Genomic DNA, 10877 nt, shown 5'->3' with positions numbered 1-10877 from the left:
ACCGTGACGCCCGGGTCCGTGACGCCCGGGTCCGCGTCTCCCGGGTCCGCGTCTCCCGGGTCCGTGACGCCCGCGACCGTGACGCCGACCACCGCCCTCCCGCACCGGGCCGTGCCGCTCACCGTGAGCGAGGAGGTGTCCGAGGCGCTGCACGAGGGCCGCCCGGTGGTGGCGCTGGAGTCCAACGTCATCACCCACGGACTGCCCTACCCGGACAACGCCGCGACCGCCCGCAAGGTGGAGCAGGCCGTCCGGGCGGGCGGCTCCGTCCCCGCCACGATCGCGGTCGAGGGCGGCCGGATCGTGGTCGGCATGACGGACGCCGACATCGAGCGGTTCGCCTCCACCCCGGGCATCCCCAAGGTCAGCAGCCGGGACCTGCCGGTCGTGCTGGCCCAGGGCCGGATGGGCGCGCTGACGGTCGCCTCCTGCCTGGTGGCGGCGGAGCTGGCGGGCATCCCGTTCTTCTCCTCCGCCGGCATCGGCGGGGTGCACCGGGGCGCGGCCACCTCCATGGACGTGTCCTCGGACCTGATCCAGTTCACCCGGTCCAAGGTCGCGGTGGTGTGCGCCGGGGCGAAGAAGATCCTGGACCTCGGTCTGACCCTGGAGTACCTGGAGACCCAGTGCGTCCCGGTGGTCTCCTACCGCTCGGACGACTTCCCGGCCTTCTACTGCGAGTCCAGCGGCTTCCGCAGCCCGCTGCGGCTGGACGACGACGAGCTGGTGGCCCGGTCGATCGAGAACCACTGGGCCCTGGGCAACCGGGGCGGCTTCCTGGTCACCACGCCGGTCCGGCCGGAGGAGGCGATCGACAGCGAGGAGGTGGACGCCGCCATCGTCGAGGCGACGGCCGCCGCCGACCGGGACGGCATCCGGGGCCAGGCGATCACCAAGTACCTGATGCGGGCGGTGGACGCCGCCACCGAGGGCCGTTCCTCCCGGGCCAACATGGCGGTGCTGGTCAGCACCGCCGAGGTCGGCGGCCGGCTGGCCGCCGCGTACGCCCGGCTCCGGGCCGACCTCTGAGTCCGCGTCACCCGACCATCACCGAACCCACCCCACACATGGACGGATACCACGACATGACGCTTCAGCAGCAGTCCACCTCCGAGGCCGAGTCCTACCGCCCGCTGGTCCCCGAGGCCCAGGTGAAGGAGATCACCGAACTCCGCCGCGCCCTGGGCGAGCTGGGCGGCGAGGAGGGCGAGCAGACCGTCCCGTTCCTCGGCCTGACCCTGCGGGTGCCCGCCTCCGTGATGACCCCCTGCCCGGTCTCCCCGATGCTGGGCGGCGCGGTGTTCGCCGAGGTCAAGCCCGGCGACCGGGTCCTCGACATGGGCACCGGCAGCGGTTCGCTGGCCCTGATCGCCGCGAAGAAGGGCGCCGACGTCCTGGCGGTCGACCTCAACCCGGACGCCGTGGCCGCCGTGCGGGCCAACGCGGAGCTGAACCAGGTCGCCGACCGGGTGGAGGCGCGCGAGAGCGACGTCTTCGCCGCGGTCGAGGGCCGGTTCGACCTGATCGTCTTCAACCCTCCGTTCCAGTGGTTCGCCGCCGCCGACTACGCGGACGTCGCGGGCACCGACGCCGGCTACCGGGCGCTGACCCGCTTCTTCCAGGAGGCCCGTGAGCACCTGACGGAGGACGGCCGCATGGTCATGTTCTTCAGCACCATGGGTGACGTCGCGTACTTCGAGAAGCTGGTGGCCGACGGCGGCTTCACCCACAAGAAGGTGTTCACCACCACCCAGCCCGTCCTGGACGTGGCGGTCGACTTCACCGTGCACCGCCTCTCCTGACGCCCACCCACCGGGGCCTCCCTCCCCTCGGGGAGGCCCCGGCTCCACGTCCCCGCCGATCCGCCGTCGGGCCCCACGGCCCGGCGCCGGTCCCCGCCGATCCGCCGTCCGGTTCCACCGGCCCGGCGCCGGTCCTCGCCGGCCCGCCGTCGGGCCCCACCGGCCCGGCGTCAGTCCTCGCCGATCCCCAGCAGCTCCAGGAAGGCCGCCGCCGCCGGGTGCGGGCTCTCCCGGCCCCAGATCACGTACTCGGCCCGGGACGGCGCGTCCGTCACCTCGATCGTGACCATGCCGCTGAGGCCCGCCACGTACCGGGGCGGCAGCAGCGCCACCCCCAGGCCCGCGGCGACCAGCCGGGCCAGGTAGTCCGCGTTGGTCACCTCGAAGGCGACCTCGCGGGTGAGGCCGGCCGCGGCGAACGCCAGATCGGACTGGGCCCGCCCGGCGGTCTTCGCCGGGAGGTCGACGAACACCTCCGAGGCCAGCCGCCGCAGGTCCACCGAGTCCTCGCCGGCCAGCGGGTGGTCCGGGGAGACCACGGCGACCAGCCGCTCGCGGGCCAGCTCCCTGGCCATCACCCCCCGGGGGTGCGCGGTGACCGGGATGCCGAGGAACGCCACCTCGATCTCGCCCTGCCGGACCTGCTCGACCAGTTCGTCGCTGGCCCCGACGCTCAGGCTGATCCGGGCCTTCGGGTGCCGCTGGTGGAACTCGCCGAGCACGGCCGGGATGTCCACCGCCGCGACGGTGGGGATCAGTCCCACCTTGAGGAGTCCGCGCACCTCCCCGACGGCGGCCGCGACCTCGGTGGCGGCCCGTTCCGCGGCGTCCAGGCACTGCCGGGCGGCGGGCAGGAAGGCCGCCCCGGCCGGGGTCAGCCGCACCCGGCGGCTGGTGCGTTCGAAGAGCCGCGCGCCGAGTTCCTTCTCCAGCCGCCCGATCTGGTGGCTGAGCGCGGACTGCACCACCAGACAGCGCTGGGCGGCGCGGGTGAAGCTGTTCGTCTCGGCGACCGCGATCACGTAGCGCATCTGCTGGAGCTCCATCCGTCCATCGTGATCCGCGATGCAACGGGTGACAAGCATGTGTTGGACTCATCGATGCGCGCGGCCCGACACTGAAGGCGACCGCACACGGTCGGAGCCGCCCCGGAGCGGCTCCGCCGGGCGGGCCCCGACCGGGTCCGTCCGTCCTGCCCGGACGCCGTGCCGCCGTCGACCTCTCCCCGTTCACCCGCACCTGGGCGCACCCCGCCGAGGCGTGCCCGCGCGCGCCTGTGCCGCCCGTGCCGCCCGTCAGACGAAAGGACGAGCGACCGCCATGAGCGCCGCACCGGCCAGTCCCGAGACGATCACCGCCGACATCTGGGTCGACCCCCGCTGCCCCTGGGCCTGGATCACCTCCCGCTGGATGCTGGAGGTGGAGCAGGTCAGGCCGGTGGAGACCCGGTTCCACATCATGAGCCTGTCCGTGCTCAACGAGGGCCGCGAGGTCCCGGAGAAGTACCGCCAGGGCATGATCGACGGCTGGGCCTGCGTGCGGGTCTGCATCGCCGCCCAGGAGCAGCACGGCGCCGAGGTGCTGCGCCCGCTCTACAACGCCATGGGCCGGCTGATCCACCACGAGAAGGCCGGGCTCGGCCACGACATGATCACCGCCGCCCTCAAGGAGGCCGGCCTGCCGCTCGAGCTGGTCTCGGCCGCGGACGACGACTCGTGGGACGAGAAGCTGCGGATCCAGCACCACGAGGGCATGGACCCGGTCGGCTCCGAGGTCGGCACCCCCGTGATCCACGTGCCCGGCCCGGACGGCGAGCCGCTGGCCTTCTTCGGTCCGGTGCTCACCCCCGCCCCGCGTGGCGAGGCGGCCGGGAAGCTCTGGGACGGCGTACTGGCGGTGACGAGCACCGACGGCTTCTTCGAGCTGAAGCGCGGCCGCGACCGCGACCCGATCTTCGACTGAGCCGGCCGGACCCGAACCCGCGGTGCTTCCCACCGGATGTGAGGCGAGATCGACATGACGAGCAGACGGAATCTGTCCACGGTGGCCCTGACCGGCCTGGCACCGACGGTGTGGGGCAGCACCTATCTGATCACCACCGAACTGCTGCCCCCGGACCGGCCGCTGCTGGCGACGACCATGCGGGCCCTGCCGGGCGGTCTGTTCCTGCTGGCCCTGGGCCGGAAGCTGCCGGTCGGCGTCTGGTGGCTGCGCGCGCTGGTGCTGGGGGTGCTGAACATCGGCGCCTTCAACTTCCTGCTGTTCGTCGCGGCCTACCGGCTGCCGGGCGGTATCGCCGCGGTGATCATGTCGGCCCAGCCGATGTTCGTGGTGCTGCTGGCGGCGGTGTTCCTCGGTGAACGGGTCAGAGGCGTGCACGCGCTGGCCTGCGCCCTGGGCGCCGGGGGTGTGGCCCTGCTCGTCTTCAAGGGCAAGGTGTCGCTGGACGCCGTCGGCGTGCTGGCCGCGGTCGGCGGCGCCCTGTGCATGGCCTCGGGCATCACGCTCACCAAGCGCTGGGGCCGCCCGGACGGCGTCAGCCTGCTGACCTTCACCGGGTGGCAGCTGACCGCGGGCGGTCTGGTGCTGCTGCCGTTCTGGCTGTCGCTGGAGGACATGCCGGACGGCCTGACCGGCGACAACGTGCTCGGCTTCGCCTACCTCATCTCCCTGGGAGCGGTGCTCAGTTACATCGTCTGGTTCCGGGGGATCGGGCTGCTGCCGGCCACGGCGGTGTCCTTCCTGGCACTGGGCAGTCCGGTCGTGGCGACGCTGCTGGGCTTCCTCTTCAAGGACCAGACGCTGTCGCTGCTCCAGCTCCTCGGCATCGCCGTGATCTTCCTGGCGGTCGTGCTCGGCCAGTCCCGTCCGCCCCGGAAGGAGCCCGCGGCGGCGCCTCCCGAACCCCTCACGTCCGGTACCGGCGCGCGCGCCCTCGAAGAGGAACGCAGCGGGTAGCGGCGGGCGCACCTCACCACGCTCACCACCTTGTCGGACCCGGCGCCGCCCGGCGCGGGGTACCGCGCCCGACCACTTCCGGAGATATGACATGACCACGCAAGAAGAAGAACTCCCCACCGCGGCGACACCGCGGAAGAGCGGCCCGGCGGCCGACGGATGGCTCGGCGTCGCCGCCATCACCGCGAGCCTCTTCGTCTTCCTCACCACCGAACTGATGCCGATCGGCCTGCTCACCCCGCTCAGCGAGAGCCTGGACGTCTCGGTCGGCACCGCCGGCCTGATGGTCACCGCCCAGGGCGTCGCGGCCGGCCTCGGCGTGCCGTTCATCGTGGCCTGGACCCGCCGGGTCAACCGGCGCAAGCTGCTCACCACCCTGCTCGGCGTACTGGCCGTGGGCAACCTGATCACCTCGATCGCCCCCAACTACCCGCTGATCCTGGTCACCCGCATGTTCATGGGCTTCGCCAGCGGCGTCTTCTGGGCCATCGGCGTCAGCATGGCGATGCGCATCGTCCCCGAGAAGCAGGCCAACCGGGCCGCCGCCGTCGTGATGTCCGGCATCTCGATCGCCACCGTCGTCGGCATCCCGCTCGGCACCCTGCTGGAGAGCGCCAGCTCCTGGCGCACCACCTTCCTGATCTGGGCCGGCCTCAGCGCGCTGGTGCTGCTCGCCGTCGCCGCCACCATCCCCTCGCTGCCGTCGGCGAACGCGGTCTCCGTCCGCGAGGTCTTCGGCCTGCCGGTCAAGAACGTGCCGCTGCGCGTGGTCCTGGTCATGGTGGTGTTCTTCGTCCTCGGCCACTTCGGGGCGTACACCTTCGTCCGCCCGTACCTCGAGAAGAGCGCGGAGGCGAGCGTCGGCTTCATCACCGTCGTCCTGATCGTCTTCGGCATCGGCGGCGCGATCGGCAACTTCATCGGCGGCCAGAGCGTCAACAAGAGCCTGCGCGGCAGCTTCGTGGTCGGCGGTCTGCTGCTGATCGGCGCCCTGGTGATGCTGCTGACCATCGGCACCAACGACTTCGGCGTGATCGTCGCCATGGTGCTGTGGGGCGTCGCCTTCGGTGTCGTCCAGCTCAGCCAGATCAACATGACGCTCGCGGCCGCGCCGGAGACCTTCGAGGCCGCGATGTCGCTCAACACCATGGCCTACAACACCTGCATCGCCCTGGGCGCCCTGATCGGCGGCCTGTTCGCCGACCACACGGGCGTCAAGAGCGTGGTCTGGTTCGGCATCGTCCTGGTCGGCCTCGCCGTGGCCCTGCGCGCCGCCACCGGCCGCCGCGCCGTCCCGGCGGCGAGCTGACCCCTCGAACCACCGGAGCCCGGTACGGACGCCGCGCCACCCCCGTCGCGGCGTCCGTACCGCCCCCTCCGGTGAGGTGGGCGCGTGTCCCCCGGCGACGGCCGGCCGGCACGCGCCCACACCTCTTTGCCGGGCGGGGCGCGGTCCTTCGAGGCCGCTCCCCGCTCCCGGCACTCCTCGTCGCCCCAGCTGTCATGACTCCCCGCCAACTCCTCGGCCGGAGTGGTGCGCACACCCTGGGATTGATGGCCCGATGGAGAACACGACGCGACGGAACGTCGGTTCGGGCTCGCCGCCCGAACCGGAGATCGGCTTCTCACGGGCGGTGCGGAAGGGCGCGTAGGTCGCCGTCGCCGGGACGGCGCCGATCGGTGACGACGGCGCGACGGTCGGCCCGGGCGACGTCCACGCGCAGACGGTGCGCTGCCTGGACATCGCCGGGGCGGCCCTGCGGGCGGCGGGCGCCGGGCTCACGGACGTCGTCCGGAGCAGGATCCTGCTCACCGATGTCACCCGAAGGATCTGAACGGGCAGAAGCGATCGACAGTGCGTGATTGTTTGTGAAATGCGCGCGACTGCGAAACGGGAATCCCTCTTCGCAGTCGCCGCCAGGGGGTTCTCGATATGAGGAGTTCGGTCGGCCGTGCAGTCCCAGGTGAAATCACGTGTACGATTCTCCAGCCCGTGGATGGTAATTTATACCCTGATCGGAGCCATTCTGGCTTTGACCGGCATTGCGACGGTCTTCGAGACGGACCCGTTAAGTGCCGTCTTCTACGGCGTATGTGTCGCTTCTCCGGGCCTCTGGGTGCTGGTCAAGGCTCCGTTCTCGCGGGTCGTTTCCACGCGGGAGGGTGTGGTCTATTACGGGATGGGCAGGCCGTTTCGCGCGAGCTGGGGCGAGGTGGAGAGCATCGAGCTCGACGTGATCAACGGCGCGGTCTTCCATTCCTTCTGCCCCGGGGTGAAACTGACGTCCGGCAGGAAGGTGGCCTTTCAGAACCTGGCCGGTTTCGGCCGGAGCAACCGGAGGGTCAGTCGGGCGGTTGCACACATGGAGGGCGCTCTGGCGGAGTACCGGAGGAGCGCGAGCGCCTGACGATCGGGCGCGTTGCCGGCGCTTCGCACGGCCCCTGCCCGACGGGCAACGTCGCTGGCGTTGCCCAGGATCTCGACGACGCCCATCGGGCTGGGGTGTCAACGGGTGGACCGGGGCGAGCTGCCCGCCGTCCCGGACACCGGGCTCGCCCACGCCCTGCTGGCCGGTCCGGTGATCGCCTGCGTCCTGCTGGCCGGACGCCGGGAGACCCCCGTCGAACTGGCGGCCGCCCCCGCCAGCCCCGCCGCCCCCGCCGCGGCCGCCCTCACCGCGCCGGCCGGACCGGCTGCGTCGGCCGCCGCGTCGGCCGCCGCCGTCTGACGGCGGATCCGCCCCGGCGGGCCGGGGCGGCGCCGGGCCCTGGGATGATGGCCCCATGAAGAACAGCACCCGACGGAACGTCGGTTCCGGCTCGCCGCTGGAGCCGGAGATCGGCGTCTCGCGGGCCGTCCGCAAGGGCCCGTACGTCCCCGGAGCCGGGACGGCGCCGATCGGGGACGACGGCGCGGAGTAGGAAGTCGGCCGGGGCGACTTCCGGCGCGAGCGGAGAGCGGAAGCCGGAGAGCGGGAAGCGGAGAGCGGGGGCTCATGGAACAGTGGCGGCGCAGGGCGGCGGTGACGGCCGCGGCCGTGGCGGTGGTCGCCGGGGCGGTGGCCGGGTGCGGCGATCCGGAACCGCCGGCGGACCGGCTGATCGGCGTGCGTCTGGACGCCGGGCGGCTGGTCGTGCGGACCGGGATGTGCCACGACGAGCGGCTGCACGCGGTGCGGGTGAAGGTCTTCCCGGGGTCGGAGAAGCTGGAGGTCCGCCCGCGCGAGGGCCGTTCGGCCGTGGAGACCGTCGACCTGGGCGATCTGCCGCCGGGTTGGACGAGCACCGGCAGCAGGCCCGGGCAGGTGGTCGCGGACCGCCGCTACACCGTGGAGGTCGTCCGCGACCGCGCCCTCACCGTGACCGTGCCCGGTGAGGTGCTGCTGGGCCTGCCCGTCGGCAAGTGGGCGGCGGGCGGCTGGGACTGGGACTACAAGCTGCTGAGCGCCAAGGACTTCGAGAGGCGCCGCAAGTCCTCCTGCGGGGACGGCTCCTGATCCGCCCTCACGGAACCTTCGTCGTCGGCGGCACCAGCGGCGGCACCAGCGGTGGCACCCGTAGTGCGTCCGGCGGGGTCAGACAGGCGGTGCTGACCATGAGCATGATCCCCTTGTCGGAGCGCTCCTCCACGGCGACGAGGTAGCGGTCGCCCGGCGGGCCGCCCGTGGACGCGGCCCGGAACGAGGCACCGGGGGCGGTCCCCGCCGCCGGACCGTTCGCGTCGGGTGAAGGCGTGGGCGAGGGCGTGGCCGCGGGCTCCTTGTAGCCGCTGATCGACAGGCCCTCGTCCCTCAGGGCGTCCCGCAGTCGGCGCACGATCGCGACGCGCCCGTCGGCCGGGACATCGAGGCTGGTGGCGGAACTCAGCACGTACGGCTCCGTCGGCCCCGCGATGTCGGGGCCCTCGCACCGGTAGTAGCCGAGGTTCTGGCTCACCGGTCCGCCCTGGCCGACGGCCGCCTCCCGCAGATGCTCGAGCACCTGGGTGACCCGGCCCATCGCCTCGTCCCGGGACTTGACCGGCTGGGCCGCGCGCGTCGCCCCGTCCGTCCCCGGGACGTCGCTCCGCGCGGCCGTGCAACCGGAGAGGGCCAGGCAGCCCAGGGCGACGGCCCCTGCGGCGAGTTTGACGGCAGCCGTTCGTGCCGGTGTGCCGATCGATCGTGCGGCCACTGTGGTCGCCCCCCGGTGAAACGGTTGCAGATGCGGGAGGGATGCTACGGCAAGATGCGGAACTCTCGACTCCCTTTGTTGGTGGTCCGGCGACCGGTGATGGCCCGTTGGACCTCAGGGCTTCAACCGGTAGTGGTAGCTGTGCGACACCTCGAAGCCGACCCGCTCGTACAGCCGCCGCGCCGTCGTGTTCTCGGCTGTCACCTGGAGGTACAGGGTCTCCGCACCCCGGGCCGCCGCCCAGCGTGCGCCGATGTGCAGGACCGCCCCGGCCACGCCCTGCCGCCGGTGCGCGGGGGCGGTGGCCATGCAGAACACCCCGGCGCAGCCGGGCGCCGCCACCACCAGCCCGATGCCGACGAGCCGGCCGTCGCGCTCGACGCCCAGGTGGGCCGCCGGCCCGCCGATCCGCCGGAACAGCTCCTCGGCGGCCTCCGGTTCGGTCCCGCCGGGCTCCAGCTCCGCGTACGCGTCCAGCCAGGCCCGGGTGGGGTGTTCGGCGAGGGTGACGTCCAGCGGCGCGGCGGGCCGGGCGGCGGCGGCCACCGCGGCGGCCGGTGCCGTGCAGACCAGCACCGCCGAGTCCCGCCGGTAGCCGCGTGCGTCGAGCGCTGCGTCCAGCGCGGTGTGCTCCTCGGCGGGCGCGACCTGGACGGTCACCGGCAGCCCGTGCCCGGCGTAGTACCGCTCCACCCGCTCCAGACCCTCCAGCAGGCCGTCGCCCGCCCCCACCGGCAGCGCCGAGTTCGACCGCCGGCGCGGTACCCCGGGGGTGTGCCGCAGCAGCCAGCCGCCCTCCTCGCGCACCTCCTCGGCGGGCCAGGCCCGGGCCGCGTGGCGTTCGATCAGCCGCGTGTCGATCAAGGTGCTCTCCTGTCCCCGTCCGGGCGGGCCGCCCGGTACTTGCGGCAGGATGCCCCGGAAGGATCTTTGAGGTCCACCACGTAATGCTTCACAGACCTGTAAGGACAGCTTGATGTTGGATCCGGGGCGGCTCCTCCTGCTGCGCGAACTCGCCGACCGGGGGACGATGACGGCGGCCGCCGCCGCCCTCGGCCGCACCTCCTCGGCGGTCTCCCAGCAGCTCGCCGTACTGGAGCGCGAGGCCGGCGTGCCGCTGCTGGAACGGGACGGCCGCCGGGTCCGGCTGACACCCGAGGGCCTGCGGCTGGTCGCGCACGCCCGCATCGTGCTGGGCGCGCTGGAGACCGCCGAACGCGACCTGCGGGCCGCCGCCGACACTCCGCGCGGCCCGGTCGCCCTGGCCTGCTTCTCGACCTTCGCCGCCGTGCACGTGCTGCCCGCCCTGGTGGCCGCCCGCGAGCGCTACCCCGAGCTGAGGGTGTCGCTGCTGGAGCTGGAACCGCCCGAGGCCCTCGCCGCACTCCGGGCCCGCCGCTGCGACCTCGCCGTCCGCTACAGCTACGACCTGGTCCCCGAACCGGCCTTCCCGGCCGCCGAGTTCACCGTCCACCCGCTCGCCGCCGACCCGGTCCTGCTGGCCCTGCCCGCCGGCCACAGTGCCGACGGGGCCGCCGTCGACCTGCGCCACCTCGCCGACTCCCCCTGGATCGTCGGCTCCCGCGAGGACGGCAGCGCCGCCCTGGTCCGCGCCGCCTGCGCCCTGGCCGGCTTCGCCCCCCGGATCGTGCACGCGGTGGACGACTACCACCTCGCCCTGCGGATGGTGGCGAACGGCCTCGGGGCGGCCCTGGTGCCGCAGCTCGCCGCCGACGCCCACACCCCGGCCACCGCCGACATCGCCCTGCACCCGGTACGAGGCCCCCAACTCGTCCGCCGCATCCACGCCCTGACCCTCCCGGCACCGGGGGCCCGCCCGGCGCTGGACGCCGTCCTGGCGCTCCTGCGCCCGCCTGTGTCGTAGCACGGCAAGGGCCCCGCCGGAATCCGGCGGGGCCCTTGCCGTCGACGCGGCCACCTCGG

13 protein-coding genes and 1 pseudogene are annotated in these 10877 nt (G+C 73.2%); 11 read left to right on the top strand and 3 right to left on the bottom strand.

Translation table 11 applies throughout. The annotated features are described in order from the left end of the window. The first annotated feature begins 78 nt into the window (after positions 1-78). Positions 79-1029: a pseudouridine-5'-phosphate glycosidase gene (locus tag BLU95_RS10725; protein ID WP_231978514.1), complete on the top strand. Its 951-nt coding sequence runs from the start codon at positions 79-81 to the stop codon at positions 1027-1029. A 56-nt stretch (positions 1030-1085) separates the two neighbouring features. After that, positions 1086-1802, top strand: a complete 717-nt coding sequence (locus tag BLU95_RS10720; protein ID WP_093859809.1) for a methyltransferase — start codon at positions 1086-1088, stop codon at positions 1800-1802. Positions 1803-1972: 170 nt separating this feature from the next. Here BLU95_RS10720 and BLU95_RS10710 read toward each other — a convergent pair whose 3' ends face one another. After that, entirely contained in the window at positions 1973-2848 is an 876-nt protein-coding gene (locus tag BLU95_RS10710) for a LysR family transcriptional regulator (RefSeq protein ID WP_093859807.1), read from the bottom strand. A gap of 274 nt (positions 2849-3122) precedes the next feature. On the opposite strand from BLU95_RS10710, the gene BLU95_RS10705 reads away from it, so the two are divergent. From BLU95_RS10705 to BLU95_RS10675, 8 genes and pseudogenes are all read left to right on the top strand, one after another. Next, entirely contained in the window at positions 3123-3764 is a 642-nt protein-coding gene (locus BLU95_RS10705; protein WP_093859806.1) for a mycothiol-dependent nitroreductase Rv2466c family protein, read from the top strand. A 54-nt stretch (positions 3765-3818) separates the two neighbouring features. Further along, positions 3819-4760, top strand: coding sequence for an EamA family transporter (locus BLU95_RS10700; protein ID WP_093859805.1), 942 nt, complete (start codon positions 3819-3821; stop codon positions 4758-4760). Positions 4761-4851: 91 nt separating this feature from the next. Beyond that, positions 4852-6069, top strand: a complete 1218-nt coding sequence (locus BLU95_RS10695; RefSeq protein WP_093859804.1) for an MFS transporter — start codon at positions 4852-4854, stop codon at positions 6067-6069. A 355-nt stretch (positions 6070-6424) separates the two neighbouring features. Further along, positions 6425-6595: pseudogene (locus BLU95_RS43990) on the top strand (Rid family hydrolase); the annotation flags it as partial. Positions 6596-6712: 117 nt separating this feature from the next. Then, positions 6713-7168, top strand: a complete 456-nt coding sequence (locus BLU95_RS10685) for a hypothetical protein (RefSeq protein ID WP_159424847.1) — start codon at positions 6713-6715, stop codon at positions 7166-7168. 105 nt (positions 7169-7273) lie between these two features. Further along, positions 7274-7489, top strand: coding sequence for a hypothetical protein (locus tag BLU95_RS43245; RefSeq protein ID WP_093859802.1), 216 nt, complete (start codon positions 7274-7276; stop codon positions 7487-7489). Between the two features lie 55 nt (positions 7490-7544). Continuing rightward, the gene (locus tag BLU95_RS42225; protein WP_231978513.1) at positions 7545-7682 is read left to right on the top strand and encodes a RidA family protein; all 138 of its coding nucleotides are present in this window, start codon (positions 7545-7547) and stop codon (positions 7680-7682) included. A 74-nt stretch (positions 7683-7756) separates the two neighbouring features. Then, positions 7757-8257, top strand: coding sequence for a hypothetical protein (locus tag BLU95_RS10675; RefSeq protein WP_093859801.1), 501 nt, complete (start codon positions 7757-7759; stop codon positions 8255-8257). Positions 8258-8264: 7 nt separating this feature from the next. On the opposite strand, the gene BLU95_RS10670 is transcribed toward BLU95_RS10675, so the two are convergent. Further along, positions 8265-8933: a hypothetical protein gene (locus BLU95_RS10670; RefSeq protein WP_159424846.1), complete on the bottom strand. Its 669-nt coding sequence runs from the start codon at positions 8931-8933 to the stop codon at positions 8265-8267. A 114-nt stretch (positions 8934-9047) separates the two neighbouring features. Beyond that, positions 9048-9797 (bottom strand): GNAT family N-acetyltransferase, encoded by a 750-nt coding sequence (locus tag BLU95_RS10665; protein ID WP_093859799.1) that lies wholly within the window; start codon positions 9795-9797, stop codon positions 9048-9050. 112 nt (positions 9798-9909) lie between these two features. Between BLU95_RS10665 and BLU95_RS10660 the strand changes: the two genes are divergently transcribed. Next, on the top strand, positions 9910-10818 hold the full coding sequence (locus BLU95_RS10660; protein WP_093859798.1) for a LysR family transcriptional regulator: 909 nt from the start codon (positions 9910-9912) through the stop codon (positions 10816-10818). Positions 10819-10877: the final 59 nt, after the last annotated feature.

The sequence above is a fragment of the Streptomyces sp. TLI_053 genome, assembly GCF_900105395.1.
GTDB lineage: Bacteria > Actinomycetota > Actinomycetes > Streptomycetales > Streptomycetaceae > Kitasatospora.
Note: the sequence above shows the minus strand (reverse complement) of the source record. Positions and strands in the feature narration are given on the sequence as shown.

Excerpts from the sequence above, each read along its gene's own strand:
- BLU95_RS10710 (WP_093859807.1), bottom strand. The coding sequence starts at position 2,848 with ATGGAGCTCCAGCAGATGCGCTACGTGATCGCGGTCGCCGAGACGAAC.
- BLU95_RS10705 (WP_093859806.1), top strand. The coding sequence starts at position 3,123 with ATGAGCGCCGCACCGGCCAGTCCCGAGACGATCACCGCCGACATCTGG.
- BLU95_RS10700 (WP_093859805.1), top strand. The coding sequence starts at position 3,819 with ATGACGAGCAGACGGAATCTGTCCACGGTGGCCCTGACCGGCCTGGCA.
- BLU95_RS42225 (WP_231978513.1), top strand. The coding sequence starts at position 7,545 with ATGAAGAACAGCACCCGACGGAACGTCGGTTCCGGCTCGCCGCTGGAG.
- BLU95_RS10675 (WP_093859801.1), top strand. The coding sequence starts at position 7,757 with ATGGAACAGTGGCGGCGCAGGGCGGCGGTGACGGCCGCGGCCGTGGCG.
- BLU95_RS10720 (WP_093859809.1), top strand. The coding sequence starts at position 1,086 with ATGACGCTTCAGCAGCAGTCCACCTCCGAGGCCGAGTCCTACCGCCCG.
- BLU95_RS10660 (WP_093859798.1), top strand. The coding sequence starts at position 9,910 with ATGTTGGATCCGGGGCGGCTCCTCCTGCTGCGCGAACTCGCCGACCGG.
- BLU95_RS10695 (WP_093859804.1), top strand. The coding sequence starts at position 4,852 with ATGACCACGCAAGAAGAAGAACTCCCCACCGCGGCGACACCGCGGAAG.